This is a genomic window from Streptomyces sp. SudanB5_2050 (assembly GCF_964272335.1).
Taxonomy (GTDB): Bacteria; Actinomycetota; Actinomycetes; order Streptomycetales; family Streptomycetaceae; genus Streptomyces; species Streptomyces rochei.
On record NZ_OZ186760.1, the window covers coordinates 103,755 to 130,137 of the forward strand.

General features: G+C 69.0%; 26 protein-coding genes and 2 pseudogenes. 10 read left to right on the forward strand and 18 right to left on the reverse strand.

Going from position 1 to position 26,383, the window contains the following annotated elements; all coding sequences use genetic code 11:
• Position 1 precedes the first annotated feature (1 nt).
• The 8 genes from ACFZP7_RS00540 to ACFZP7_RS00575 all read right to left on the reverse strand — a co-directional run bounded on the left by ACFZP7_RS00540 (position 2) and on the right by ACFZP7_RS00575 (position 8,173).
• The gene (locus tag ACFZP7_RS00540; RefSeq protein WP_385633489.1) at positions 2-793 is read right to left on the reverse strand and encodes an ABC transporter permease; all 792 of its coding nucleotides are present in this window, start codon (positions 791-793) and stop codon (positions 2-4) included.
• Positions 790-1,788, reverse strand: coding sequence for an ATP-binding cassette domain-containing protein (locus tag ACFZP7_RS00545; protein ID WP_385633490.1), 999 nt, complete (start codon positions 1,786-1,788; stop codon positions 790-792). The genes ACFZP7_RS00540 and ACFZP7_RS00545 overlap by 4 nt, the downstream gene beginning before the upstream one ends.
• A 130-nt stretch (positions 1,789-1,918) precedes the next feature.
• Complete coding sequence (locus ACFZP7_RS00550) at positions 1,919-2,245, reverse strand: DUF1048 domain-containing protein (protein ID WP_030975062.1); 327 nt, start codon at positions 2,243-2,245, stop codon at positions 1,919-1,921.
• A 1-nt stretch (position 2,246) separates the two neighbouring features.
• The gene (locus tag ACFZP7_RS00555) at positions 2,247-2,603 is read right to left on the reverse strand and encodes a DUF1048 domain-containing protein (RefSeq protein WP_046248775.1); all 357 of its coding nucleotides are present in this window, start codon (positions 2,601-2,603) and stop codon (positions 2,247-2,249) included.
• Positions 2,600-2,926, reverse strand: a complete 327-nt coding sequence (locus ACFZP7_RS00560; RefSeq protein ID WP_030975066.1) for a PadR family transcriptional regulator — start codon at positions 2,924-2,926, stop codon at positions 2,600-2,602. The genes ACFZP7_RS00555 and ACFZP7_RS00560 overlap by 4 nt, the downstream gene beginning before the upstream one ends.
• Before the next feature lie 1,771 nt (positions 2,927-4,697).
• On the reverse strand, positions 4,698-5,780 hold the full coding sequence (locus tag ACFZP7_RS00565) for a hypothetical protein (protein WP_385633491.1): 1,083 nt from the start codon (positions 5,778-5,780) through the stop codon (positions 4,698-4,700).
• Between the two features lie 13 nt (positions 5,781-5,793).
• Positions 5,794-6,813, reverse strand: a complete 1,020-nt coding sequence (locus ACFZP7_RS00570; protein WP_127440569.1) for a hypothetical protein — start codon at positions 6,811-6,813, stop codon at positions 5,794-5,796.
• A gap of 238 nt (positions 6,814-7,051) precedes the next feature.
• Positions 7,052-8,173, reverse strand: a complete 1,122-nt coding sequence (locus ACFZP7_RS00575) for a saccharopine dehydrogenase NADP-binding domain-containing protein (RefSeq protein ID WP_385633492.1) — start codon at positions 8,171-8,173, stop codon at positions 7,052-7,054.
• Positions 8,174-8,294: 121 nt separating this feature from the next.
• Here ACFZP7_RS00575 and ACFZP7_RS00580 point away from each other — a divergent pair, with 121 nt between their 5' ends.
• The 3 genes from ACFZP7_RS00580 (at position 8,295) to ACFZP7_RS00590 (ending at position 10,457) form a co-directional block, all read left to right on the forward strand.
• On the forward strand, positions 8,295-8,882 hold the full coding sequence (locus ACFZP7_RS00580; RefSeq protein WP_127440567.1) for a TetR/AcrR family transcriptional regulator: 588 nt from the start codon (positions 8,295-8,297) through the stop codon (positions 8,880-8,882).
• Positions 8,883-9,042: 160 nt separating this feature from the next.
• A complete protein-coding gene (locus ACFZP7_RS00585; RefSeq protein ID WP_127440566.1) occupies positions 9,043-9,468 on the forward strand; it encodes a MarR family winged helix-turn-helix transcriptional regulator in 426 nt (141 codons plus the stop codon).
• A 98-nt stretch (positions 9,469-9,566) separates the two neighbouring features.
• Positions 9,567-10,457, forward strand: a complete 891-nt coding sequence (locus tag ACFZP7_RS00590) for an NmrA/HSCARG family protein (RefSeq protein ID WP_385633493.1) — start codon at positions 9,567-9,569, stop codon at positions 10,455-10,457.
• 498 nt (positions 10,458-10,955) lie between these two features.
• Here the strand turns inward: ACFZP7_RS00590 and ACFZP7_RS00595 are convergent, their stop codons facing one another.
• The 4 genes from ACFZP7_RS00595 to ACFZP7_RS00610 all read right to left on the reverse strand — a co-directional run bounded on the left by ACFZP7_RS00595 (position 10,956) and on the right by ACFZP7_RS00610 (position 15,761).
• Complete coding sequence (locus ACFZP7_RS00595) at positions 10,956-12,086, reverse strand: alpha/beta fold hydrolase (protein WP_385633494.1); 1,131 nt, start codon at positions 12,084-12,086, stop codon at positions 10,956-10,958.
• Positions 12,087-12,128: 42 nt separating this feature from the next.
• Positions 12,129-13,652 carry an FAD-dependent oxidoreductase gene (locus ACFZP7_RS00600; RefSeq protein ID WP_385633495.1) on the reverse strand — a complete coding sequence of 508 codons (1,524 nt, stop codon included), beginning with the start codon at positions 13,650-13,652 and terminating at the stop codon, positions 12,129-12,131.
• Positions 13,653-13,700: 48 nt separating this feature from the next.
• Positions 13,701-14,393: a TetR/AcrR family transcriptional regulator gene (locus ACFZP7_RS00605; RefSeq protein WP_385633496.1), complete on the reverse strand. Its 693-nt coding sequence runs from the start codon at positions 14,391-14,393 to the stop codon at positions 13,701-13,703.
• A 768-nt stretch (positions 14,394-15,161) separates the two neighbouring features.
• Positions 15,162-15,761 carry a TetR family transcriptional regulator gene (locus tag ACFZP7_RS00610; protein ID WP_385633497.1) on the reverse strand — a complete coding sequence of 200 codons (600 nt, stop codon included), beginning with the start codon at positions 15,759-15,761 and terminating at the stop codon, positions 15,162-15,164.
• 154 nt (positions 15,762-15,915) lie between these two features.
• On the opposite strand from ACFZP7_RS00610, the gene ACFZP7_RS00615 reads away from it, so the two are divergent.
• Together ACFZP7_RS00615 and ACFZP7_RS00620 are read left to right on the forward strand one after the other, a co-directional pair.
• Entirely contained in the window at positions 15,916-16,776 is an 861-nt protein-coding gene (locus tag ACFZP7_RS00615; protein ID WP_385633498.1) for an enoyl-CoA hydratase/isomerase family protein, read from the forward strand.
• Positions 16,777-16,895: 119 nt separating this feature from the next.
• Positions 16,896-17,230, forward strand: a pseudogene (locus ACFZP7_RS00620) (DUF4158 domain-containing protein); the annotation flags it as partial.
• A gap of 165 nt (positions 17,231-17,395) precedes the next feature.
• Here the strand turns inward: ACFZP7_RS00620 and ACFZP7_RS00625 are convergent.
• Positions 17,396-18,154, reverse strand: coding sequence for an SDR family NAD(P)-dependent oxidoreductase (locus ACFZP7_RS00625; protein ID WP_307949228.1), 759 nt, complete (start codon positions 18,152-18,154; stop codon positions 17,396-17,398).
• A 146-nt stretch (positions 18,155-18,300) separates the two neighbouring features.
• On the opposite strand from ACFZP7_RS00625, the gene ACFZP7_RS00630 reads away from it, so the two are divergent.
• The gene (locus ACFZP7_RS00630; protein ID WP_307949227.1) at positions 18,301-18,948 is read left to right on the forward strand and encodes a TetR/AcrR family transcriptional regulator; all 648 of its coding nucleotides are present in this window, start codon (positions 18,301-18,303) and stop codon (positions 18,946-18,948) included.
• 598 nt (positions 18,949-19,546) lie between these two features.
• Here the strand turns inward: ACFZP7_RS00630 and ACFZP7_RS00635 are convergent.
• Positions 19,547-20,368 carry an SDR family NAD(P)-dependent oxidoreductase gene (locus tag ACFZP7_RS00635; RefSeq protein WP_307949226.1) on the reverse strand — a complete coding sequence of 274 codons (822 nt, stop codon included), beginning with the start codon at positions 20,366-20,368 and terminating at the stop codon, positions 19,547-19,549.
• 115 nt (positions 20,369-20,483) lie between these two features.
• Here ACFZP7_RS00635 and ACFZP7_RS00640 point away from each other — a divergent pair, with 115 nt between their 5' ends.
• On the forward strand, positions 20,484-21,083 hold the full coding sequence (locus ACFZP7_RS00640) for a TetR/AcrR family transcriptional regulator (RefSeq protein WP_385633499.1): 600 nt from the start codon (positions 20,484-20,486) through the stop codon (positions 21,081-21,083).
• Positions 21,046-21,264, forward strand: a pseudogene (locus ACFZP7_RS00645) (hypothetical protein); the annotation flags it as partial. The gene ACFZP7_RS00640 and the pseudogene ACFZP7_RS00645, both read left to right, overlap by 38 nt.
• Positions 21,265-21,365: 101 nt before the next feature.
• Here the strand turns inward: ACFZP7_RS00645 and ACFZP7_RS00650 are convergent.
• A complete protein-coding gene (locus ACFZP7_RS00650; RefSeq protein WP_385633500.1) occupies positions 21,366-22,301 on the reverse strand; it encodes a helix-turn-helix domain-containing protein in 936 nt (311 codons plus the stop codon).
• Positions 22,302-22,432: 131 nt separating this feature from the next.
• Between ACFZP7_RS00650 and ACFZP7_RS00655 the strand changes: the two genes are divergently transcribed.
• Together ACFZP7_RS00655 and ACFZP7_RS00660 are read left to right on the forward strand one after the other, a co-directional pair.
• A complete protein-coding gene (locus ACFZP7_RS00655; protein ID WP_220670088.1) occupies positions 22,433-22,819 on the forward strand; it encodes an MmcQ/YjbR family DNA-binding protein in 387 nt (128 codons plus the stop codon).
• Complete coding sequence (locus ACFZP7_RS00660; protein WP_385633501.1) at positions 22,816-23,178, forward strand: MmcQ/YjbR family DNA-binding protein; 363 nt, start codon at positions 22,816-22,818, stop codon at positions 23,176-23,178. The genes ACFZP7_RS00655 and ACFZP7_RS00660 overlap by 4 nt, the downstream gene beginning before the upstream one ends.
• A gap of 277 nt (positions 23,179-23,455) precedes the next feature.
• Here the strand turns inward: ACFZP7_RS00660 and ACFZP7_RS00665 are convergent, their stop codons facing one another.
• The 3 genes from ACFZP7_RS00665 to vanX all read right to left on the reverse strand — a co-directional run bounded on the left by ACFZP7_RS00665 (position 23,456) and on the right by vanX (position 26,382).
• A complete protein-coding gene (locus tag ACFZP7_RS00665) occupies positions 23,456-23,734 on the reverse strand; it encodes a DUF6000 family protein (RefSeq protein ID WP_385638272.1) in 279 nt (92 codons plus the stop codon).
• A gap of 215 nt (positions 23,735-23,949) precedes the next feature.
• Positions 23,950-25,317 (reverse strand): Fic family protein, encoded by a 1,368-nt coding sequence (locus ACFZP7_RS00670; protein ID WP_385638275.1) that lies wholly within the window; start codon positions 25,315-25,317, stop codon positions 23,950-23,952.
• A 360-nt stretch (positions 25,318-25,677) separates the two neighbouring features.
• A complete protein-coding gene (gene vanX, locus ACFZP7_RS00675; RefSeq protein WP_385633502.1) occupies positions 25,678-26,382 on the reverse strand; it encodes a D-Ala-D-Ala dipeptidase VanX in 705 nt (234 codons plus the stop codon).
• Between the last annotated feature and the right edge of the window lies 1 nt (position 26,383).

The following is a 26,383-nucleotide window of genomic DNA, read 5'->3' on the forward strand; positions in this document are numbered from 1 at the left end:
GCTACTTCGGGTCGCGATTGAACAGGGCCTTGGACCAGAGATAGCCGAGGACCGTCAGGCCCAGGCACCAGGTGACGGCCAGCCAGCCGTTGTGGCCGATCTCGCTGCCGAGCAGCAGGCCGCGCAGGGTCTCGATGGCCGGGGTGAAGGGCTGGTACTCGGCGATCGGCTGGAGCCAGCCCGGCATCGTCTCGGCCGGGATGAAGGCGCTCGAGATCAGCGGCAGGAGGATCAGGGGCATGGCGCTGTTGCTGGCCGCCTCTGCGTTCGGGCTGGACAGGCCCATCCCGACCGCGATCCACGTCAGCGCCAGGGAGAACAAAGTGACCAGCCCGAGCGCCGCCAGCCACTCCAGGACGCCTGCGTCCGTGGAGCGGAATCCGATGGCCACGCCGACGGCCCCGACGAGTACCACGCTCATGACCGACTGCAGCACGCTGCCGACGACGTGCCCAATGAGTACAGAACTGCGGTGGATCGACATCGTCCGGAAGCGGGCGATGATGCCCTCAGTCATGTCCATGGCCATATACACCGCGGCGCCGATCGTGGTGCTCCCGACGGTCATCAGCAGGATGCCCGGAACGATGTAGGCGACGTAGTCGGAGCGGTCCGCGCCGCTGCCGCCGAGGCCGGCGCTCATCGCGTCGCCGAAGAGGTAGACGAAGAGCAGCAGCATCATGACGGGTGTCAGCAACAGGTTCAGCGTCGCGGACGGGTAGCGGCGCGCGTGCAGCAGATTGCGGCGCAGCATCGTGGACGAGTCGCGCACGGCCAGGGGCAGGGTACTCATCGGGCGGCCTCCTCGGCCGGGGTGGCGGCGTTGTTGCCGGTGAGGGCGAAGAAGACGTCGTCGAGGTCGGGGGTGTGCACGGTCAGTTCGTCCGCCTCGATGCCGGCGGCGTCCAGCCAGTCGAGGACGGAGCGCAGTTCACGTTGGCTGCCGCCGCTGGGAAGCTGCAACGCCAGCGCCTCGTCGTCCCGCTGCACTTCGCGCAACGCGGTGGCGGCGCTGTGGTAGGCGGACGGATCGGTGAAACGAAGGCGAATGTGCCCGCCGGGGATCGTCCGCTTCAGTTCGTCGGCGCTGCCCTCGGCGGCGATCGTGCCGTCGTGGAGCACGGCGATCCGGTCGGCGAGTTCGTCGGCCTCCTCCAGGTACTGGGTGGTGAGGAAGACCGTGACACCGTCGGAGACGAGCTCGCGGATGATCTGCCACATGTTGTGGCGGGAGCGCGGGTCGAGTCCGGTGGTGGGCTCGTCGAGGAAGATGACGCGGGGGCCGCCGACCAGGGTCATGGCGATGTCCAGGCGCCGCTTCATACCCCCGGAGTAGCTCTGCACTGGCTTGTCGGCGGCATCGACGAGGTCGAAGCGCTCCAGGAGTTCGGCGACGACCTGCTTGCCCTGGCGCTTCGAGAGGTGGTTGAGGTCTGCCATGAGGCGCATGTTCTCTTCACCGGTGATCAGGCCGTCGACGGCGGAGAACTGCCCGGTGACTCCGATCACGGCCCGCACCCCGTCCGGCTCGGTGGCGATGTTGTGGCCCGCGACCTCGGCCTGCCCGCCGTCGGCACCGATGAGCGTGGAAAGGATCTTCACGACGGTGGTCTTGCCGGCGCCGTTCGGACCGAGCAGCGCGAAGACTGATCCTTCCGGGATGCACAGGTCGATGCCGTCGAGGACGGTCTTGTCGCCGTACGCCTTGCGCAGGCCGACGGCGGAGATGGCGGGCGAGGACGGGCGACGACCGTCATCGATGGATGTGGGCATGACAGGCGAAGGCATGCGGGACTTCCCTGGAAGCAAGGGGTGATGGAGGAGATCTGGGCCGGGCCCGGGGGGCCGCCCTGTGGGCGCCGGCGTCATTCGCAGCCGGCCCGCCATGTGAGGCCGGGGCCGTCTAGGTCGACGGGTACTACTTCTCGGCCGTACCGGGCTTCCCGCCGAGGGACTCCTGATAGACGTCCGCGTAGGTACGGGAGTCCTTGATCAGGTCGTCGCAGAATGCGGCGACATCCTCGCCGATGAGTTCCAGGACACCCTTGCCCTCGGCGGCGCCCTCCTCGAAGAAGTCGACGATCCCGGGGAGCAGCGGCCCGTCGGTCAGGTCGGTCGGTCCGACCTTGAACAGGTACCTCTGCATTTCCTTGTAGACGATCTGGTAGTCCGGCGGAAGCGACTTGACCCGAGCCATGTGCGCGCGCCACTGCTTCTTGCCCTCGATGATGTCGTGGATGCTCACGTCAGCCCTCCAGCCGGCTCAGTTTCCTCGCGACGTTCCTGTTCAACTGCTCACGCCACCGGTCGCGGTAGGTCCGGGCCCCTTCTCCACCGGCCAGCGCCACGCAGAAGCCCGGGATGTCGTCGCCGAGCACCTCCTGGACGCTCAGCCCGTCCGCCGCGGTTTCCTCCAGCAGCCCCAGGGCGGCGTCGAAGATCGGCGTCAGATTGCGACCGGTGAAGTCCCCATGGGGAAAGAGATGAGCCTTGATCTGTTCCCACGCCGCCCGGTAGTCCTCCGGCAGAGCCTCGGCCCGGGCTTCGAACGCCTTCCAATCCCGAGTGAGATCGCTGCCTGTGATCTTCTCCCAGAAGTTCATCTCCCGCCCTCCTTGAGCCTGTCGATGCGTGATGAGACGTACTGCCATTTCGCCCAGAACTTCGCGAGTTCCTCGCGTCCGGCGTCGTTGAGCGAGTAGAACTTGCGCGGCGGGCCGGCCTCGGATCGTCGCTTCACCACCTGGACAAGTCCGTTCCGCTCCAACCGCAGCAGGATGGTGTACACCGTCCCCTCGACGACGTCGGCGAAGCCGAGCTCGTTCAGCCGGCGGGTGATGGCGTACCCGTAGGTTTCCTCGCTGCCGATGATTTCGAGCACGCACCCTTCGAGCGTGCCCTTCAGCATCTCCGTCAGGTCATCCATCGCAAACCCACCTCAGCCCTGGGTCGGTACTACGTGGTACCGAGTACTGCTACAAAGTAGCACTGAGTAGTAGAGGGCGCCAGCGAGTGGCGGCCACGGACCGGACTTTGCGATCCGCGGAGAGATGGCTCCCCTGTGCGGGGCACCATCCACCGGCACGGCGTGGACTTGAGAGGCAGCCGAGAACCAGTGGGCCGGGCATCGCAGTCTCTTGTCCGAGCTGCGGTGCCCGCCGTCTGGCGGGGCCTGCTGAAGGGTCACACCGCCAGACACGGCGTATCCGCCCTCCGAGCCGTAAGGCCGCCGCGGTGCGTCGCCGTGCTACCCCCAGGTCTGGCGGCAAAGGCCCACGACATCCGACGCAGCGACCCCGTCCGCACGGTCGCACAGCTCCCGCATCTGCTCACGCGGCTGCGTCCCTGCCGACGGCGTCTGCGGCACACGACGCTGCACCGACGGGCGAGGCCGCTCGCGCGGCTGCACCTGGCGCTGGGGAGCAGCCGGACCGAGACGGGGAGCGGACCGCTTCGGCGAAACCGCACGGCGTGGCGCTCCCCCGGGTTCCTGGACGTGGCGCCCGGGTGTCCCTTCGCCCTTGGGGGCGCGTAGCGGCCGGTCAGGCTCGATCCGGACGAGAGCGGAACGACCCGACGGCTGGACAACGGGCACGGCAGGCGTCGTCTCGGCCGGACGGGCCGGGACGGCGGGGCCGCGGACGCCTTGCGGGTGACGGTCGGCCACCAGCGGGGCAGGCTTCACCACGGTGCAGGCCGTGGCGCTCAGCAGGACCAGGAGCAGGAGAGCGAGCGGTCGAGAGGACACCGGCCCACTCTGCGCCACCGGCGGATGCCGGTGGGCAGTGCCACGCGGCCGGTCACCACAAGGAAGGACAGAGATGAGTGAGGCTTGACGCGGATCGATCCGACGTCCCCACTCTTGAGGGCTGGGACGTCGGTAGTCTCAGCTGTCGCGCCCGCACCAGGAGTGATACGGGGGCATGATCATGATCCAGCTCGCTCAAGGACGCCTTGCGACGGTTGGCGGGCGAACGGTCCAACACAGCCCTTCACTGCCGAGCATGGGGTCTCGCGGTTCGAGGACGGGGATGTCGGGGCGGGTGAGGGTCCGTCTGCATAGGGCGAGAACAGCAGGACCGCGCCGGGAAGGGGACGGTGTTCGTCCCGGGCGCGGACATTGAGCGCCATGGTGAGGGCGCCGCCTGCTGAGCTCAAGAACGAGCTGCCGCGCTATCGAGCACCACTACGCCGCGGAGAATCCGCATCTGCCCGAGGGGCCCCGCCGACTGCTGCACGAGTACGTCGACACCGGCCGCCTCGGCGTGAAGACCGGCCGCGGCTTCTACGACGACTACGCCACCGCAGCGAGCAACGCCTGACGCACCGTCCGTATCACGTCGGGCCTCACTACTCGCATCCGCCGACCAACTCGCCGGCGACGACCACGCGGGAGATCAGGTTCTCCCTGTCGAGAACCCTGGGTGACCGGACGCTCGCAGCAACCACTGCCCGCGTCCGGGACACGGCCGGTCAGCGCGCGGAAAGGTCCCCCGGTTGCTGCCCCTGCTCGACAGGATTCCGGCCGTCGCGGGCCGGGGCCGGGGCGGCACGCTCGCCGACCTGATCGCCGCCGACTCGATGCCGTGCCGGACAGCGTCGCGCTCTTCGATGCCGTGCCGGACAGCGTCGCGCTCTGCCGGGCGGGCCCGGGACGCGTCGCGCGCCCGGGCCCGTCCGTCCCGTACCGGTGCGGGTCAGCGCACTTGGACGGAGGCGACCAGAGTATTGAGGTCCGGCCAGAGCTTCTTGTTCGTCTCCGGCAGTACGACCCACAGCACCGAGGGGCGGACCCGCCCGGTGTCGACCACGAGGACCGCGTTCAGGTCCATCGTGGACGGCACCCCGCGTTTGTGGAAGTGGATCTCGCTGACCAGCAGCCAGGCGTCGTGTCCGTCGACCTTCAACGGCTGCGAGGCGACGTCGACCAGGATCGCCTGGTCGCGGGGGTATTCGTAGCGCCGCCGCTCGTCCATCACCGCGCCCGCCACGCCCCGCAGCTCCCCGGTGCCGCCGGCCGCGGCCATGATGTCCTCGTCGACCTGCGTGGACTTCACGAGTGCACGCTGGCGCCCCTCCTGCTTGCGGGTGAAGCCGTCGAAGACCGGATCCAGCGGCTCGCTCCGGTCCCACGTCCCGCCCAGCTCCGCGTACTGCAGGGAGGAGTCCGTGACGGTGCCGATGACCGGCGAGCCCTGGCCCGGGTAGTCCCGTACCTTGACGGTCTCGGTGAGCCGCCGCTCCTCGGGCAGCGGGGAGGCGCCGGGGGTGAGAGTGGGCACGGGGATCCCCCGCTGCGGGGCGTCCGCGGTGCTGCCCGTGCAGGTGGCGGCCGAGGAGTCGGGTGTGCTGTGCGCCTGCTGGACCACCTTGCCGTCGACCAGCACGGTGCACGTGAGGGTGCCCCCTTTCTGGTCCTCCTGGCTTCTGACGTCCAGATAGAATTCGGCGCCCCTCGCCAGCGTGAGGGTCTTGCGGTACGGCAGGATGGCGATGCCGTAGGGGACGTGGCTGTCCGCCTCCCCGACGGTGAGGTCCACCGAGGGGTGGTCGCCCGTCGCGATGTAGGTGACCTCGACCTGCCGGGATTTCTTGTCCGGGGACGCCTCGGCGCCGCTCGGGTCGCCGACGGCCAGGGCCAGCCCGACCGCGCCGAGGGTGACCACCTCGAAGAGGATCACCAGGGCGCCTACCAGGTAGAACCCGCCCGGGATCCGGTCGAAGGTCTTCCTGCCGCGGCCGGAGTGGAACTCGCGTCTGGGCTGGGGTGTCTGCGTCATGTCGTCCTCCCCCTCACGCCCGGCTGCTGTCGCCGGAGCGGCGGTCGGCCGGCTCGCCGGGGAAACGTGTGGCCAGCAGCCCGGCCTCCCGTGCCTCGTCCAGCATCCGGTGCAGGTCCTGGAGCCGGGACCGGTCGGCGAGCCCTTCGATCTCGGCGACGGCCAGCTCGTCCCGCACCGTGTTCACCACCAGCTCGTGCATGTCCTCGCCGAGTTGCTCCAGTTCCCGTACGGCCTCCCACTCGCGGTACGCCGCGTCCGCCGCGCGGGTGTTCTCGGCGTACCGCTCCAGCGCCTCCACCCGCTCCTCCAGCGCACTCGACGACAACCGCAGCGCCTGCCGCTGCGCCCGCAGCACCTCCTCCACCCGCGAGCCGGAGGCGTCCCCGGCAGCGGTGCGCACCTTCCGCGCCAGCCGGGTCAGCTCGGCCAGGCGCTGGGCGATCTCGTACTGCTGGGCCGGCAGCGTCACGTCGTTGGCGATGTCGTCCAGCAGCCCCTCCCGGTCGACCTGCGACTGGAGCACCGCCGTCACGGCGGCCTGGGCGCGCTCCATCCGGCGCAGCGGCGAGTGGCCCAGCAGTTCGCGCAGGGAGTCGTCGCCGAAGTCCTCGGCCAGGTAGTACCGGCCGTGGCGCAGCCGGGCCACCCGCTGCCGCTCGTCGGTCCCGCAGCCGAGGACGACGATCAGCAGCCAGGCCAGCAGGTGCACGCCCACGACGGTCAGGATGAACGCCTCGAAGCCGAAGTGGACCCCGACCCAGATCAGCCCCGCCTGCGCCGCGAGCCCGACGGCCAGGCCGGGCCACACGCCGATCAGCGCCCACAGGATCGTCACCGGCAGTAGCGCGCACACCGCGGAGACCCCCAGGGCCGTCCAGATGTCGGCCTTGGTGCGTCCGCCCAGCCCCGGTTCCTCGGGCAGCGGCAGCGTGGCCGGGAAGAGTCCGTCGGCGGACTTCTCCAGCAGCGTGCGCTCGGCTTTCTCGAGGGCCGGATCCACCACCGGCCGCAGCGCAATGTCCTGCGCCATTCAGCAACACCCCCCACAGATTGGGGAGATCGTGACACACGCCGGAGGGACTGCCCGCGCCGCCCCTGCCGCCGGCCGCCGGCTGAAACGGCGCGGACCCGAAGACACACTGTCTTCCACCCTTGGCCTGATGACGCCGAGGCCGGCAGCGAACGCGTCCGCGCCCAGCACCCGCGCAGCACGGTCGGCACTGCCGGAGCCGTCGGCAGCACAGCCATGCGGCGGGGCGGCCACCTCTTCAGTCGATGGCCGATCCGCCCTGGGCGGGACGGGGCTCGTCGGGGAGAAGGATCTTTGCGCCCGCCTGCTCGGCGACGTCTGCACCGAACAGAGCGCCGGGTGTGTAGGCGCCCGGCCGGCCCTCGCCGCGGGCGAGTTCGGCGGCCACTGTTGCTGCCACCGAGGCGGTGTAGACCATGCCGTCGTCGGCGCGCAGCCAGCCCTCGCGGCGGGTGCCGTCAGGCCAGGTGACGACCGCGTGCCCCCAGGAGTGCCGGCGTGGGGCCGGGGCATCTTTCATCTTGGCCTTGGCCATCTGGCCGACGGCGAAGCGTCGCAGCGGCTCGATGGAGAGCAGCTTCCCGGCCAGCGGGGCCAGGGACCGTACAACTCGCGAGGTGGGAGCCATCCCGGTGGTCACGGTGACGGACGGAGCCTTGCTGGCCCGGTGCGCGGCGAGGAGTTCCGCACCGGGAGCGCTCGCAGACTTCGCCTGCTGCCCGTCGGGCAGGGTGAGGTTCTGGGGATCGGCGCCGAGACGTGAAGCGACCATGCGTCCTTCGGTGTAGCGGCGTCCACCCGTAGCGAACATGTCGACCATGGAGGCTGCGAAGGCGGTGCCGACGACTCCGGCGCTGAGGGACACCGAGGCGAGGGCGTCGACGCGCACGGCGGCGGGGGCCGGGCGGTCCTCGCACAGCTTGATCACGACGGCTTCGGTGGCCAGCACGCCGAATCCGGAACCGGTCACCAGTGTGCTGCCCGCCTGTTCGGCCTCCGCATCCAGTTCGAGCAGGCGGGGGACCGCTGTCAGATCGGCGGCCAGGTCCAGGTAGTGGCCACCGGGCATGCACGCCCGGGCGATGACCGCAGCCGTCTCGGCGTAGTTACCGATGCCGTTGAAGACCACAGCGGGTCGCTGCCGAGTGATCTCCGCCGCGATGGCGTCGACGCCGTGCGCGATGATGACACGGCTACCGAGGCCCACAGCGGCCTCGCGCAGTCGGTAGCTTTCGCGACCGACGAGAACCGGGTTGATTCCCTGCGCGGCGAGATTCGCCGAGACGGCACTTCCGATGCGCCCGCCGGCGCCCAGGATCCAGATCTCTCCGGATGGTGCGCTCTGGGTGGTGTCAGTCATGTGCTGCCTCCTGTCGTTCGGCACATGCGGTGGCCGCCCGCCGACACAGCGATGTCTCACTGTGTCATCACTGACCCTAACACGGATGACACACTGAGACGTCACTTGCTACTGTCCGACCATGGCCAGATGGGACCCCGGAACCGAGGAGCGCCTCACACGAGCGGCGCTCGAGCTCTACACGGAGCACGGATACGACAACGTGACCGTGACGCAGATTGCCGAGCGGGCCGGGATCACCCGACGCTCGTACTTCCGGTACTTCCCTGACAAGCGCGAGGTCCTGTTCGCCGGCTCGGAACGACTGCCCTCCGTGATCCGTGAGGCGGTCCTCGATGCCCGCCCGGCCGCCTCCCCTCTATCGGCGGCCCTCGAGGCCCTCGCCCAGCTGGGCACCACCCTCGTCGAACACATCGGCCACATCGCCGAGCGGCGCGCCGTGATCGCCTCGAGCCCGGAGCTCCAGGAGCGGGAGCGCACCAAACTCGCCGCAGTCACCAGCGCGATCCACGAAGCGCTCCTGGAACGAGGCGTCGGCGACGACAGCGCGAAACCGGTGGCTCAGATCGCCACCATCGCCTGCCAGAACGCCTTCGACCGCTGGATCGACGCGCGCGGCCAGAAGGACTTCGCGGCCTGCCTCCACACAGCCACTGCGTCGCTTCGAGAGGCGCTCACCGCAGACAACGTGACCATTCACTCCGAGTGACCACTCCCCCAAGCTTTACAGCTGGGGCACTCGAGTCGATCACAGTGGTCGGGGTGCGAGTGCCACGCCGGGCTCGCGGAGGTGCGCATCTCCTGGCGGGTGGCGCGGCACGACGCCCCTCGGTCAGTATGCTGTTCGTCATCGGGCCGGGGAGGTCAGCGTGAACTATGGCGACAAGCTCTTCTGGCTCTCGGTTGTGATTCAACGCAAGTACGCGCAGATCTGCGCCGAGTTCGACCTGACCCCCTCGCAGGCCACGCTGCTCTGCGCAGTCAGGGACGAGCCGCGGCAGATGGCCGACCTCGCCGCGTCGTTGGGGATGACCAAGAACGCATTGAGTCAGTTGGTCGATCGCACCGCGCGGCGTGAGTTGGTCGACCGGGCAAGCTCGAAGCAGGACCGACGGGTCGTCATGCTCAGCGTGACACCCACGGGGAAGGTGCTCGCCGAGGCCGTTTACGCCGAGGTCGCCAAGCGCCTGCCCGAGATCACGACGAACCTCGACGCTGACGATCAGCGCGACTTCGAGCGCATGACCACCGCCATCGTCGACACCTCGGACCTCTCTTCACCTGCCTCGAACTGACCCATCACATCGCAAGACCTCGCCACACCCATGCCTTGACGAAGTTCATGCCATGAACTAATTTCGTTCATGCCATGAACCAATGAAGGGTGGCAGCGATGAGCACTCAGGAGACCGGCACGATCGCAGTCTTCGGCGCGACGGGGCAGCAGGGCGGGGCGGTGGTCGACGCGCTGCTGGACCACAAGGCGCGGGTACGGGCTTTGGTCCGCGACCCGCGGTCCGACCGGGCTCAGGCGCTGGCCGCCCGCGGCGTCGAGCTGGCGGTCGTCCGGGCAGACGACCCGGCGTCGCTGGCCGACGCGCTGGCGGCGGTCGAAGGGTTCTACTTCATGACCCCGGAGGCGAACAGCCTCGAAGAGGTCGAGGCGGAGATCCGCATCGGTACCGCGCTCGTCGACGCGGCGGCCGAGGCGGGCGTCCCGCACGTCGTGTTCAACTCGGTCTTCGGAGCGGACCGGGAGCGGGGTGTGCCGCAGCACGACTCGAAGCACGCGATCGAGGAGCATCTGAGGAAGTCCGGCCTCAGGACCTCGATGGTTCGCGCGACCGCCTTCATGGAGAACTTCGCGAGCGTGCTGGCACCGAGCCTGGAGCACGGGGAGATCGTGCTGAGGATGCCGCTGCCGGAGGACGTCCCTCTGAAGATGATCTCGGTCAGGGACATCGGCCGGGTCGCCGCCGCGCTCCTGCTCGACATCGCCCAGGCGCCCGGCGGAGCCGTCGATCTCGTGGGTGACGAGCTGACGGGCCCTGAGATCGCCGCGGCGTTCGGCGCGCACGCCGGGCTCCCGGCACGGTACGAGGCCCTCCCGGTGAGCGTGCTTCCCAACGACCTCGACAGGGTGATGTTCCGCGAGTTCGCGAAGGCGGCGGAACACCCTGCGGACCCCGCGGTGGTGCGCTCGATCGAGCCGGCCACCCTGGACCTGGTCGAGTGGATCCGAGCCTCCGGCTGGACGGCGCCCACGAACGCGGCCGGTTCCTGAACCTCCGGCCGCGATGAAGCCCGCGATGGTGCCCCAGGGCCTCGGTGCTCCGGGCACGGCACCGCATCCGCCGACGGTCGAAGTAGTCACGGAGCTCCCGGGGCGCGGCCGGGGCCGACACCGGCACAGCGGTTGTCGAGAGGCTGCCTGCCGGTCGACGCCGAGGGGAGGATCCATGTCCAGGGCCCCAGGCCGCCAGCCGAAAGTCCTCACCGACTACGCCCGCGTGGCCGCCGCGCCGGCGTCTGACCGGCGCCGGCGACACCAAGCCCGCGCCCGCACCGGCCGCCACCGGTGACAGGCCGCCCGACAACCCTGGTCGCGGTCCACAGCTGGAGCGCCAGACGGCAGGACCGCCGAAGCGGCCTGCGCCCGCTGGTTCAGTGGGCGATCCCGACATCGCCTTCCGTCGGCAGCGATACGCATGACAGGGACGGCCGTCGGCAGCGATACGAATGTCAGGGACGGCTGTGGGAGCTTGCGCGTCCGAGGCCGCCCTCAGCTCGTGGTCTTGATCCAGTTCAGGATCTGGGCGTTCGTCTCGGGTGCGTTCTTGTGCAGTTGTACGTTGTGGCCGCTGTTGGGCACGACGATCGATGTGAGGCCGGCCTGGTCGGAGTAGTAGGGCCGTTCGCCGGCCAGCATCGTCTTTGAGGTGCAGGTGCCGGCGGTGCAGTACTGGTCCTTGTCGCCGGTGACCAGGAGGGTGGGCACGTTGATGGCGCGGGAGGGGGACTTGGCGGGCGGAAGAGGGGTGGTCTCAGAGTCTGCCGCGGTGCTGACATCCTTGAGGCGTTCGTCAGCCTTGATGACGGCGGGGTCCGTGTGGGCGGTGTCGTAGAAGAACTGCCGCATGCCGGCGTTTGTGGTCAGGTAGCCGGGGTCGTTGATCGAGCCGCGGAACTTGGGGTCGTCCTTCGCCTTGATCTCGAATTGGATGTCCTGGCCGGGGCCGTCGTCGGAGGGCTCTTCCTCACGAACGACGTGGCTCATGCTGGTGAGCACGAAGGCGTCCACTTCACGGGGGTACTTCGCGGCCTGGGCCCAGGCCATGGACGAACCCAGCGAGTGGCCGACCCAGACGACCTTGTCGAACGTGCGGTCCTTGATCTGGCCGTCCCGCAGCTGGGTGATGACCTGGTGGAGGGCGTCGGTGCCGGTGGCGAGGGTGTACGTGGAGCTGGGCGGCAACGTGCTCCTGCCGGTGGCGAGGCGGTCGACGTTGAAGGTGGAGAAGCCCGCGTCGAGTGCCGAGGAGACGTAGGAGTAGCGGCCGTTGGCGACCGGCATGTCGTAGTAGCTGTGGTTGTAGGTGGAGCCGGGGACCAGCAGCTGCACGGTCTTGCTGGTCGCGCTCCGGTGGCGCGGCTGGCACAGCTCCCCGTAGATGTGGGCGTTGCCCATCTCCTTCACCGACACCGGGACCCGTACTTCGTGGCAGGCCGCGTCGGGGTGCAGCTTCTGCACACGGCTGGGGGGCGTGTGCGCGGTGCCCGCGTCCGCGGACGTCGCCGGCTCGCCTTGGCCGCTCACGATCACCGGTATGGCGATCCCCGCCGCCGCTACGGTCGTCAGCACGGCGGTGAAGGCTTTGCTCTTCGTCGAGAAGGTACGACGGCGTCCGGTCATGATCGTTCTCCAAGAAGGGCGCGGTGATGGGCTGAGGCCGGGTCAGTGCTGGGCGGGGGTGAACCAGCGTGTCGCGGCCCGCTCGAAGGCGCTCGGGTCACGGTCCTGTGCTGCGGCCCAGGCCACAACGCCGTCCGGGCGGACGAGAAGCGCCGTGAAGCCGAGGTCGTTGCGCGCCGGGCCGGACCGGTACACGATCTGGCCCTGATGGCCTTTGGCCGCACGCTGCAGGGCGTCGTCGGCACCGAAGTCGAGCAGAACGCCCTGCCCTTGGCGCAGCAGCTCACCGAGGCGGGTGCCGTCCTCGAGGCAGAAGTCGGGGGCGGTGCGGCCGACGAGGGGCTGGGTATCGCCCAGGTCGTAGCGGTGGAACAGGCCACTCGTTCGCCGGTAGGCGAGGGTCGTGCCGTCGGTGGTGCTCAGCAGTTCGTGGACCAACCTGCGCAGCGCGGGTGCGTTGGGGCCCGGCTTCATGGTCGCTACCTGGGCGCGCGACCAGTCGAGCACCGCAGCGCCCACGGGGTGGCGTTCGCTCGTGTAGGTGTCGAGCAGGCCCTCGGGTGCGGTGCCGCGCACGGTCGCCGCGAGCTTCCAGCCGAGGTTCACGGCATCTCCCATGCCCAAGTTCAGGCCTTGGCCGCCGAGCGGCGAGTGGATGTGGGCGGCATCCCCGGCCAGCAGAACGCGGCCGTTGCGGTAGGTCGTGGTCTGCATGGCACGGTCTGTGAAGCTCGACGCCAGATGCACCTCGCTCAGCGTCACGTCGGCGCCCGTGATACGGCGCAGGACTTCTTGGAGGTGCTCGCGCGTCAGCGGCTGCGACCGGTCGAAGGAGCCGCCGTCGAAATCCATCATGCCCACATGACCGGGGAAGGGTGTGCGCAGGTACATGCCGTTGTCCGTCAGGTTGAAGCCGACGGACAGCTGGTCGGGTTGGGCGAAGGTGACCTGGGCAGCGTAGCCGGTGAACAACGGGTCCGTGCCGACGAAGTCGAAGCCGGCCAGGCTGCGCACCGTGCTGCGCCCGCCGTCACAGCCCACCAGGTAGCGGGCCCGGTATTCCTGGTCGACGGCCTCTACCGTGACATGATCGGCGTGCTGTGCCAATGCCGTGACAGGCGCGCCGCGCACGATCTGAACACCCAACTCGGCGGCGCGTTCGGCCAGGACCGCGGTGACCGCCTCCAGGCTGGTCATGAAGCCTTCCATCGCCGGGCTGGGCAGCCGCCACGGGAGCGAGGCCACGTCGATGTCGGCCGCGTCCAGGCCCATGCCGGCGAAGTGGCTCACGTCGCGGGGGGCCGGCGCTTCGGTCAGGTCGGGTGCAGCACCGATCTCGGCCGGGTCGGCGTGCGAGGCACTGAGCACAGCATCCAGCAGGCCACGGCGATAGAACGTCTCGGCCGATCCCGCGCTCAGGCCCCGCAGCCCCAAGGGGAGTGTCTTCCACGGCGAGGCGGCGTCCTCGTCCCGCTCCAGGACCAGGACGGAGGCACCGCCCAGGGCGAGCTCGGTGGACAGGAACAGGCCGACTGGGCCGCCTCCCGCAATCACCACGTCACGCATGAGGGATTCCTTTCTGACGCACGAAGGGGTGGGCCGTCCAGTGCGGGGTCAACCGAGCCGGGAGAGGCCGTCGACGATCACGGCGATGCCGTTGAGGAACTGCTCGCGGTCGTCGTGAGCTTGCATCTGGGAGACGACGGCGTGCATGAACGGGTAGTCCTCGGCGTCGAGCTGCTGCCAGGCCACCGCGGTCGCATCGAGGAACGTCTCACGGTTGTGCGAACCGTCCGGAGTGTCGCCCTCTATCCGGGTGTTCTGACTGACGGCGCCGAGGATGTAGTGCACCAGCGTCGATGCCGCATCGAACCAGGAAGCCCGCGGTACACCCAGCGCGCCGACCTGGCGGCCGATCCGCTCGAAGATGCCGACCGTCACCAGCCCGAACGGCTTGCGGACCACCTGCTGGGTCAGTCGCGACGCCAGCCACGGGTGCTCGGCGATCGCGTCGAACAGCGCAAGCGCCACAGTGCGGATTTCATCCTCGGGCGAGGATGAAGCCGTCACGGAGTCGGCGGCCAGCGCAGCGGTGACGAGCGCCTCGGTCACTGTGTCCAGCAGCTCATCGCGGCTACCCACCCGGTAGTAGATCGCTCCCGAGCCGGTGGACAGGCGCTCGGTGAGCGCCCGCGTCGTCATGGCAGCCTCACCGCCCGCATCGAGCAACTCGATCGCCGTCTCGATGATCCGCTCCTGGGAGAGCACCTGATTACGCCGCGCCGAGCGGGGCTTCCTCGTGGCCATGCCTCAACCATGACACGTTTGGTGCGCTGCACCAAATTGGTGTAGCGCTCCAAATGTGATAGCCGCTCCCGAGAGGGCCTGCCAGACCTGGCGGGTTCCGGTGACCCAGCGGGCCAGCCTGTCGCCCAGGGGGCCCCGAAAACTGACGAAGGTGAAAGGCGAGAACCGCGCTGTCGGTCCTGGCAAGTACGCCGAAGCTCAGCGGGACGGTGACATTCACGGCGCACAGCGCGGCGAAGGAGACGCAGGCGGCCTCGCCCACCGGTCGCGCCGGAGTCTGCCGAAGCTTGCAAGGGCAGGCGTGCACTACGTGTTCAACCCGCCCCGAGTCTCTCCGTCACCACCGTGGTCCACAGTGGCTCAGGTGCCGGCGCCCCTCGTTTTCCCGCTGACAACCCGGGCAGAACTTCGAACCGCTGCCCTTGCCGCGCGTCCTCACATGAACGACCCATTGGTCCGCTGCCGTTCCTGATCGACGACAAGAGCACGCTGAGGGAAGAGCACACGCGACATGACCCATCCCCGAGCAGCAGGAGCGGGGCGCGGAGCTCCCGGTCTCGGCCAGATGTGACATTCCCACGACCAGGCGGGAAGCCGCCGGCTGCGCTGCGTGCCGAGTCCCGAAGACCCCTGCGCTCACGGCCGGGGGCTGGACTCCGACAACGCGATCACTGCCGCCGGGGCGCTCACCACTTCAGACGCTCCTTTGAACCCCTTCGGCACCGCCGAGGAAGCCGCCGCCTCCGCCCTTTACAACGGAACGTCAGTCTACTGGCGTGCCGGGATCGAGAAGGCGGCGAACGCGGCGTCCAGCAGCTTGCCAAGGTCCTCTTGACCGTCGCTCGCACTCCACTCCCCGAGGACGATCCACAGGATTTCGAGCGCCGCTGCTGCTCGTACGTTGGCGATGACCGATGCTCCGTCGGTCGGGGAGGTTGCCTTCTGCAGTCGGGCGACGATCTCTGGTCGCCATTCAGCCTGCTTCTCACGGAGGTGTGCGCACAGGGCTGGGGTCTGCTCGATGAGGCCGAGGATCGTCACGAGTTCCTGGACGTCGCGCACGAGGAATCTCACGGCTGACTCCAGGGCGTTTCGCAACCGGCTCCAGTCGTCCTGGTCGGCCTGCTCGGCATCGAGTGCGTCAGTGATGACGTCGCCGACAGGGTCGAAGACGAACAGAACCACGTCTTCCTTGGTCCCGAAGTAACGCAAGAAGGTGCTCCGCGACACTCCGGCGGCTTCGGAGAGGTCAGCGAAGGTGACCTGGTCGAAGCCGGTGAGGCAGAACCGATTGAACGCGACGCGGGCCAGCTCTGCTCGCACCGCGTGGCGGCTGATCTCACGGGTACCGACTGGCGCTGCACTCATGGGGACGAGTGTACTCCGACACACTCGCTTCCTTTTTTGGAAACGGGTTCCTATCCTGACACTCAGTGTCAGACGAGAAACCGAGTTCACCACGCTGTCTCAGCCGACGGCCCGGTCAGACGGGCCGTCCCTTACCGCGATATGGAGCCACCTCATGAGCTACGAGGACCTTCCCGCCCTGACGGTCGACGTCTCGGACGGGGTCGCGACGGTGAAAATCGATCACCCGCCGCTCAATCTGATGGACTCGGTCCTCCTGCCGTCACTCCGGGCGTTCGTCGCGCGTGTGCGGGATGACGCCGATGTCCGCGTCATCGTCTTCGAGAGTGCCGACCCGGAGTTCTTCATTGCCCACGGCGACATGGCCTACCTCACCGACCCTGACGCGCTGCCCGCAGCCACCCGCGCCGCGATCGCGGCCGCGCCGGGCTCGACCGTCCCGGAAGACCTGAACATCCTCCAGGCGATGAGTGAGGAGGTCCGCTCGCTGCCGCAGGTCACCATCGGCAAGCTGGCGGGCTTCGCGCGCGGCGCGGGCAACGAGTTCTTCATGTACCTGGACATGCGATTCGCCGCGATCGGCAAATCGGGGCAGGGGCAGCCGGAGTCCTTGATGGGGATACTCCCTGGAGGCGGCGGCACGGTGAACATGACGCGCCTGGCAGGAAGGGCACGCGCGCTGGAGCTCATCCTCGGTGCCGAGCTCGTGGGCGCGGAGCTCGCGGAACGGTACGGCCTGATCAACCGTGCCCTGCCCGCCGCAGAACTCGATCCCTTCGTCGACGCACTCGCCCGACGGATCGCCGGCCTCCGGCCGGAGGTGATCTCCATCACGAAGGCTGCGGTCGACGCGGTCGCGCCGCCGATTCCGCGTGCGGCATACGCCGTTGAGAACAAGGGCCTGTTCGCGGCGTTCGGCGATGAGGTCACCGAGCTCGCCCACAAGCTGCTCGCCGCTGGCATCCAGACCCGCGAGGGCGAACGGGACCACGAGCGCATCGCCAACAGCATCTGAGTGCCGGCAGGGTCCTGGTCGGCCTTGGACCGGTTCGAGCGCGCGGTGACCGCGACCAGGCTGGTGGGGCACCATGTGGTCGACGTCCAGCCCGGACGCGGACGTCACCTCCACCTGGTCGGTGCACCGAGTGCAAGCCGACGGCGTACGAGCACACGTGCGAGATCCAAGACGCCTACGAGTACCACGAGCACGAGGACGCGGAGTGGTCGCGACGGTTTCGCACGTTCCCGCACGGGCGGGCGCGGACCCACGCCGCGGGGGCCGGTTGGCACTTTCCACCAGGCGGTGGGCTGGTTGCGCCGTCACCGGGTGCCGCTGCCTGGGGTGGCAGTGCCGGCTCGGCAGGTGTCAGAGTCGCGGACAAGCGGCTGCACGCCAGCCTCGCGGGCGCCGGCCGCCAACGCGGACCACCGGGACGGCGTTCGCCCGCGCGCTGCAGCGGGTGGACGAGGCTTCACCGCCAGCAGCCCAGCCGCCGGCGCTGTGCGCCCGCTGCGCGACCCTGATGCGCCAGAGCTGGACGAGGATGAGGACGAGTCGGCCGGCTCGGAGTGAGTCGGGGCCGTCACTGCCTGCTTCCCTACCGGTCGTCGCCCCTACCGGCCGTCGCCCGGCGTCACAGGAGGGCGCCGCCGGAGACCTCGATGCGCTCGGCGGTGACCCAGCGCAGGCCCTCGGAGGCCAGCGTAGCGATGGCGTCGCCGATCTCCTCAGGTTCGCCTACGCGGCCGAGCGCGGTCTGACCAGCCAGAACCTGGCGCATTCCGGCGTCGTCCCGCATCGCTCCACCGTTGAAATCGGTGGCGGTCGGCCCCGGCGCGATGGAGTTGACCCGGATGCCGCGCGGGCCGAGTTCTGCGGCGAGGGTGCGGCTCAGAGCTTCGACGGCGGCCTTCGAGGCGGAGTAGACCGAGGTGGCGGGGCTGGTGTGGCGGGTCAGCGATGTCGAGACGTTGATGACCTGGCCGCCCTGGGCCAGCAGCGGCACGAGCGACTGGATGAGGAAGAACGTGCCCCGGACGTTGGTGCCCATCACCGTGTCGAAGTCGTCGATCGTGACAGTCTCCAGCGGCCCGAAGACTCCCACTCCCGCGTTGTTGACCAGGATGTCGAGCCGCGAAGTACCCCAGCGCTCCAGCTGCACGCCCAGTTCGGAGGCGAAGGACGCGAAGGAGGAGACGTCGCTGATGTCGAGCCGGAGAACAGCGGCAGTCCCACCCACGGCCTGCACCTGTTCCACCGTCTTCTCAGCCCCGGCCGCATCGCTGCGGTGCGTGACCACGACCCGCACCCCGCGTGTGGCCAGGGCGATGGCCGCGCTGCGCCCTAGGCCGCGATTCGCACCCGTCACCAAAGCGATCTTGTCGATTGTCATGAACTTCCTCCGCCGCGCGACAACCAGGACGCGCCCAGGTGCCACAGATCAGATGCGAGTCACTCGACTCGCCTTGTTGGTGCACCGTAAGCGGGCCCCAGAGGCGAGTCAAGTGACTCGCCTCGGGGCTACGGCATACTCTCCGCATGGCAGCAGAACTCACCGCGCATCACCGCAGGCTCGCCCAGCAGAAGCGCGAGGCGATCACCTCCGCGGCCACAGAGTTGTTTTTGGACCGTGGCTACGACGGCACCTCCCTCGCACGGATCGCAGAAGCGGCCGGGGTCTCGAAGTCCACCCTGTTCAAGCAGTTCCCCACCAAGGCGGCCCTTTTCGAGGTCATCGTCACCGAGTCCTGGCAGCGCGACGCCGGCGATACCGCCGCACGGCCACAGGCGGGAGATCTGCGCTCCGGGCTGACAGCCATCGGCCACCGCTACGCCGACCTGATCGGCCAGCCACGCATGACAGGCCTGTTCCGGATCGTCATCTCCGAACTGCCTCGTTTCCCCGAGTTGGGGCGGATGCAGTTCCGGCTCGGCAAAATGCCCTACTTCGCCTCCGTCCAGCACTACTTGGAATCCGAGCATGAGGCGGGTAACGCTGATGTGCCCGACGCTGAAAGCGCCGCGAACCAGTTCCTCGGCATGATCGCTAACTACGTCCTGTGGCCCCGCATGCTGCTGACCGACTGGAATCCCACAGCCTCCGACATCCACAACGCCGTCGAAGAGGCCGTCCAGACGATGCTCGCCAGATACGCCCCCCGACCCGCGCCGACGACGGCCGGCTGACGCCGGCCCACGAGGCCGGCTTCTGCCTGGGGATGGGTGAGACGTGCCGCATCCTCACCCGTCCCGAAGAACCGGCCGGCCCGGACGTGAACGAGCTGAGCACCGCCGTACGGGCTGTGTCGGGCAACGGGATCTGATACCGCCGCGGCGACGAGGCCGCCCGCCGAATCGTCACCTCTGACTGCCACATCGCACGCTGCCCCAGGACCCCGTCCAGCTCTGGGCACTGCTCGCCGACGTACTCCAGGCCCTGGACCAGCACGGAGCAAGCCTCCCTCTGGACGGCAGCAGCCTCCGGCGCCAACCTCCTCGGCTGCCCGGCGGCAATCCGCCGCACCGACCCCACCGGCGGCTAGGCCCGTGCGCGTGCAGTCGAACCCGGACGGCACCTGCCGCTGGGCCGACCTCCACCACGGCAACTGGCCATGGCCTCACCCGACGACCGCCGCGCAAAGGCCCCCACGACCGCCAACCAGGCCCCGACCTGCGCCAGTGACGAAGCCATTCCACTTATGGCGGAGCCGGACTTCCCGGCAGCTCACGGAGGACCGGTCTGCCAACTCGCGGGCGAGGCCGACAACTCGGCCGGCGGACTCGATCACCCTGGAGCGATACGGCTGAGGTGCTCCCAGGACCGGTAGAGATCCGCCTGGGCCTGGTCCATCTGCAGGACGTGATCGAAGGACTGGCTGCCGACGATCAGCCGTCGGGGTGGATCCGGCAGTGCGGCCAGCTTCATGATGACGGGGGCGGCGGTGTCCGGCTCCGGGGCGACGGCATCGCCCCACATCGCCTCCATCTCGGTGCGCAGGGGCTGATATTGCGGCAGGGGCTCGGTGGTTGTGGTCCCGGCGGTGAACAAGCCGGTGTTGTAGCCGCCCATCTGCACGATGGTGACCTTGATGCCGAACCCTTCGACCTCCATCGCGAGTGCCTCGCTCACCGAGTCCAGTGCGGCTTTGCCCGCACCGTAGAAGCCGACGGTGGCCATGCCGCCGCCGCTGCCCATCGAGGTGACCTGGAGAAGGCGCCCGCCGCCCTGGGCACGCAGGTGTGGAAGGACTGCCTGAGCCACCCACACGGCACCGAAGAAGTTCACGTCCATATGGGCCCGGACCTGCTCCTCCGTGGCCTCCTCCACCATGCCGTAGAGCATTACGCCCGCGTTGTTGACGACGACGTCCAGTCTGCCGAAGGCGGCCACCGCCTGCTCCACCGCGTCGAACACCACCCGGCGGTCGGTGACGTCCAACGGGAGCGGGACCAGGTGGCCGGGGTGCTCCTGGGCCAGTTCCGCCAGGGGACCGATGTCGCGGGCGGCAGCCACCACGCGGTCGCCGCCCGCCAAGGCGGCCTCGGTGAAAGCGCGCCCCAGGCCACGGGATGCGCCGGTGATGAGCCAGACTCTTGCGTCCGCCATGTTGCGTCACCCCAAGTAAATAAAACGATCCGTCTCGGTTCGTTTCGAGCGTAGGGCATCGAGACGATGACATCAATACGGTCCGTCTCGTTTCCTTCGCGGGTAGGCTGGGCGCATGTCCAAGGAGAAGGGGCCGGACCACTCCCGGCGCAAGGAACGGTCCCGGCAGGCGATCCTCGCGGCTGCCCGCGCCCTGGTCACCGAAGAGACGTACGAGAAGGTCACGGTCGAAGCCATCGCCGCCCGTGCCGGCGTCGGCAAGCAGACGATCTATCGGCGGTGGCCGTCGAAAAGCGCGGTCGTCGTCGCTGCCCTTCTGGCTCTGAGCGAGGATGCGGACGGGCAGTCGGTCACGCTGCCGGACACCGGCGACCTCCGAGCCGACCTGGGGCTCGTCATGCGCGCCACGGTCGAGGAGTTCGCCGACCCGTCCTTCGACAAGCTGATCCGCGCCCTCAACACCGAAATCGCCAACGACGCCGCACTGGCGGTCGAGTACCGCGAGAAGCTGGCCGGGCCACTGGACGAGGCAAAAAAGGCACGCCTCCGCAGCGCCCAGAAGGCCGGTCAGCTCGCCCCCGACGCCGACCTCGACCTGGTCCTCGAAGTGCTCTACGCGCCGCTCTTCCTGAGATGGCTGCACCGTAGCGGTCCGCTGACGACCGCGTACGCGGATTCGCTCGTCGACGCGACACTCCGAGCTTTCGGTCCCTGACCAGGTACTGCGGACCGTGGGTGTCGACCACCCGGTCGTGGACGACGGGCACCTCACCGAGACGATCCGTGCCCTCGTGCCGCAGGGTGTCGACGCGGCGCTGGAGCTGGTGGGCTGTTCGGTCCTCGTCGACACCCTGCGCACCGTCCGCCGGCACGGCACCGTCTGCTTCACCGGAGCAGGTCCGTGACGCCCATGCCGACGTCGAGTCCGGCACCATTCTGGGCAAGCACGTCGCCCTCTGGAGGACTGAGAAGCGGAATGTCCGGGGGCGCACTCCGTTCACGGACCAGTGGTGGCGCTGCGGGCCGCGTAGGCGGCCGGCGTGATGCCGGTGCGGTCGCGGAAGAAGCGGCCGAAGTTCGCGGGATCGGTGAAGCCGAGGTGAGCGGCCACGCTCCGGGCGTCCCACTGGGCGTGTCCCAGCAGCCGTCTGGCTTCGAGGAGGCGCCGCTCGTCGATGAGGTCACGCACCCCGTATCCGGTGGCGTGGCGGGCCGCGCGGCTGAGGGTGCGCACCGAGCAGCCGAGAAGTTCGGCGTAGTCCGCTGCCCGGTGCAGTTCGCGGAAGTGCAGCTCCAAGGCGTCAGCGAACCGGCCGTAGGTGTCACAGTGGCCCGTGCCGGCCGTCGCCGCGCCCGTGGGGGTGGCACCGGGCGTGTTGGCGAGGCGCAGCAGCAGTGCTTCGAGCAGGCTGCGGCGCAGGGCGTGGTGGACATCGAGGGGGCGGCGTCCGAGCGCCCGGTGTTCGGCCAGGAGCTGCAGTGCCGTCTGGTGGAGCCAGGCGGCTTCGTCGGGGTGCGGGCTGAGCACGGCGGGGGCCTCGTGGGCGGTGAGCGGGGCCAGCAGGCGAGCGGTGGCGGGTGTCAGGACGTCCGGTTCGAACAGGATGAACGGGCCGCGGGCGGCGCCCGGCGGATGCCAGCACTGCGTGTGACCAGGTCGCACCCACAACCACTGGCCGGGGACGACGGTCCGCGTGAGGTGGTCGACGTCGTGGAGCAGCTCGCCCTCGGTGACCGCGATGAGGTAGTGAAAGGTGGCGCGGCCCGGGTGGGGCGGGTTCCACGGCCAGTCGTCGTGCTCGGCGAAGAAGTCCTGCACGGTGCTCACCTCCAGCCCGAAGGGCGTGCCGACCGGGGGCTGGAAGCCGTACAAGGGGACCTCGGCCGGTCCGGCCTGGGGGTTCGAGGCTGGATGTCGCTTGCCGACCATCATGTGTCCGCAGCCTACCGTCCGTTCTCGGCGGTTACCGGGCAAGGATGGAGCGTGCCGCCGCACCTGCGGGGGGCGCACTCGGCGGTCTTCAACGCCGCAGCCTGCCATCACCTCGAGGAGGACAACGCCCGATGACTTTGCACAAGACTGCCGCCGACTACGCGCAGGAGCTTCCCGGAGCCGAGCTGGAGCATCCCTTCGGGGACGACTGGGAGGTCTTCAAGGTGCGCGGCAAGGTGTTCATGCTGATGACCGAGGTTCCCGGACGTCCCGTCGTGATCCTCAAGTCGGACCCCGGCGAGGCCCTGGCCCTGCGGGAACACCACAGCCACATCACCCCCGGCTACCACATGAACAAGAAGCACTGGATCACGCTGGAGGACGGGGAGGGCATCGACGAGAAGCTGGTCAGGGAGCTCGTCACCGAGTCCTACCGGCTCGTCGTCGCCCACCTGCCCAAGGCCGAGCAGCCCGTCGACCCGCACACCTACGCCGGCGGAACGCGGGCATCCCGGTGAGCGCCGCCGGTGACCGGCTCCAGGACACCGCCCGCCAGACGGCCCTCGCCCTGCCCGACGTCAGCCACTCACGCCCCTTCACCCCCCAGCTCGACGTGTACAAGGTCGCGGGCAAGGTGTTCCTGATCGTCACCGACTACCCGGACGAGCAGATCATCACGGTCAAATGCGAACCCGAACACGCCCGCGCGCAGGTACAGAGGCACACCTCGATCACACCGGGCCGCTACCTCGACAAACGACACTGGATCACGCTCGGGCCGGGACCCGGCATCACCAAGCCGCTGATCACCGAAGCGGTCGAGGACTCCTACGACCTGGTCGTCGAGCGGCTGCCACGACGCGACCGCCCCCGATGAGCACCCCCAGCGCGCCCACCAACAGCTGAGCCGACACTCCCGTACAGAGCTCGCTGCCGATCGAAAGCCCCCATGAAACCGGCCCTGCCGCTCTTCGACCGGTCTCGGCCACCTTCTCCGGCGGCATGCTCGGAGATGTAGACACTGGTGAGGGGTTCGTTGTGCTGGCCGGTGATCCTCTGGGCCGTCGCGCCCCGCGCTGGCCGCAACAACGCTCGTTTCGCGCTCGCCATGGACCTACCGGCGTCCGTCCTCGCCCACTTCACCGGCATGAGTATCAGCAACGCCACCAGCTGGCCCGGATACGCCAGACGCGACTGCCGGCCAGGTCCACGCTGTATGCCAGCCCAGCGCAGCAAACCTCGCTGGCCGGCAGGAGTTCCCCAAGACGCTCACGGAACTCGGTCCGGCGGGAGACAGCTACGAGCCAAGCCGCAGTTCTCCGCTCTCGCCAGCCGCCTTCGAGAAGCGCGGCGATCTCATCGGCGGTGATGAGGGCCGCGTCCTCACAAAGATTTCGCATGAACCGGTCCGTCCCACTGTCCGACCACAGCACAGAGTCGTTCAAGTCGACCAGGCCGATGCTTCGGCGCAGCTGCGGGCTGCCGCGCCGCCGGAGTTGTCACCAGGTCGGCACGCTACTTGTCACCGGCAACGCGGAGGCGGAGCAGTGGTGACCGGTTCCAGTACTGCGGCACTGTCTGGGCTGCAGGGCGGGTCCGTACGATCCATCGACTCAGTTGGTCTCAGCAGCGCCTTCTTGCCCGAGCGCTAGGAGCCGAGGGCGGCGGTGTTGCGTCGGGTCTCCGAGAGGTGCATGGCGACGTACCGCGTGAGGGCCAACGCATCGTCCGGTTCATCGGCCTGGAAGGTGACGCGACGCAGCAGGCTGACCCCGTCGAGCGCGACGCCCTCGCGGGCGAGGACGAAGACGAGGGCGAGGAAGGCGGACCGGGCGTTGCCGTCGTCGAAGGGATGGAAGAAGCAGACGTCGAGATAGGCGCGTGCGGCCCGGGCGGTGAGCGGAAGGGGCTGCTCGGTGTCCCGCGCGCTCTCGGCCAGACAGGCGTCGAGGCGGGCTCGGGTGTCCGGGCCGATGCCATAGCGTTCCCTGCCTCCCTTGGCGAAGGCCGGCAACTCGCGGAACGTCGGCAACTGCTCTGAGCCCAGGACATGTCGCTGCCATCGACGGAGCAGCTCGAAGTCGAGTCGGGCGCCGCGTGCCGCGTCGGCCCGCAGCAGTTCCAGGGCGGCGAGCAGGCCGTCGGCGCGGGCGGGGTCGATGGCGCCGTCGAAGGCACGGATGTCCTCCACCGCGCCGTCGCATGACGGCGTCACGGGTTCATCGCCGCCCCCGTCGGGGGCCTCGTGCCAGGGCACGGTCTCGCGTACCGCGAGCCAGCGCTCGAGGTGGTCCTGCGCGAGCCCGCCCGCTCGTCCGGCGTGGTCCGGCCGCAGCGAGAGCGAGAGTCGCTCGGCGACGTCCTCGACCAGCACCGGGTCGGGGCCGATCCAGCTCTCGAACCGCCCGCCGATCGCATCGTCGACCAGCTTCTCGGCGACGTCGGGCGCGACGTTCCAACGGATGAGGAACCAGGTGAGCACCTGCCGGCAGTGCCCGTGCCAGCCACTGCCGCAGCCGGTCCGGTCGGTCACCTGCAGGATCAGGTTTCGGGCGGCGCGCTCCCACAGGATCCGCTGCCCCTCGACCTCGGTCAGGTTCAACGGGTACGCGTCGAACCACCCGGCGAGACTCTCCAGCCACCCGCGCCATTCGCAGAGGGCCGCGACGACGCGGGCGAGGGTCTCCTGCGGTGTGGTGATCGAGTCCCTCGGACAGCACCAGTTCCCGACCGGTCCCCCGTCGAAGTCCCCTTCGTCGTGCGCCCAGCGCCAGCCCACGGTCCAGCGGCCGTAACGCTCGGCGAGGGCATGCGACATGGCATCGGCCCAGGGCCGCCCCTCGCCCGAGCTCCAGGCACTCATCGCGGGGTCGCCGAAGGGAATGTCAGGACGGCTGGGCACCCTCCGAGCAGGCCCGAGCGACCGCACCACTTGCGGCGCCAACGCGCTGTCGAAGAAATGACGCGCGGGATCCACATCGCCCCAGGTCAGATAACCGGGAGCCAGCTCGACCATCACCGCACAAGCTTGCCACGCCCACCCGCCTGCAGTTCAAACGGTTTACCGGCTGGAGCGCTCAGGCACCAGCCGAGGTGGTGTCGTCCCGCCCGTCGCCCTACAGGGACCGGCTGCGAACTTGGTGACGGCGAGCCTGCCTGTGCGACAACCAGCGTGCTGCGGCCCATCGCGGTGCGGGCGTCGTCGGTGGTGCTCGGTGCCGCGGTGACCCGAACCGGGCGCGGGTGGAGACGATCGGGCCGTCCGGGCGAGACGCCGAGCGGGAACGAGCCGAGGGCGGGTTTGCCTTCCGGGGCGCTGAGTGCGATGGGTGCGGCGGTCCTCGCCTTCCACCCGCTGCCGACCGCCTCGGGTGATTCACCCGCCTTCAGGGCGGCACACTCCGACAGCACGTCGGGGTACGCCGTCCCTTCGGCGTACTCCCCCGCGTGAGGAGGAGGTGATGGGGAAATCGAAATAGGTGTCCGGATACGGTTCGTCGGCCAGCGTGTAATGCCACCACTCGCAGTCGTACGCGATGAAACCGCAGGCCTCCATGATGGTACGGAGGTGCCGGCGGTTTCTCGCTTCGGCCTGCGTGATCCCCTGTGCTCCATGGTGGGAGAGGGGGTCCATCAAGTCATGGCCACCGCCCATCGGGACGATCTCCTGAGAAGCGAGGTCGTAGAGCGTGAGGTCGACGGTGCTGCCCCGGCTGTGTCCCGACTTGGCGGCCACGTACCCCCGTTCGAACATCTCGGCCCGGCCGATGTTGGGATAGTGCCGCGCCTTCGTGCGGCCGTCTTCCGGCAGCTGTGACCAGCGCATGAAGCAGTCGACGGCACGCTGCGGACGGTAACCGTCCCAGAGAAGCAGGCCGAAGCCCTGAGTTTCGGCCTGCTCGCGTGCTCGTTCCAGGGCTTCTCCCAGCGCCCTCGTGCCGACGATCCGGTTGGCCAGGTACCCGTCCACGGGCTTGCCGGTGAAATTGTCCCAGGTGGCGTACTTGGCATCCCAGCGTATTCCGGCTATTCCGGCTATTCCGGAGGAAAACTCGTCGATGAATACGAAGTCGTCCTCCATC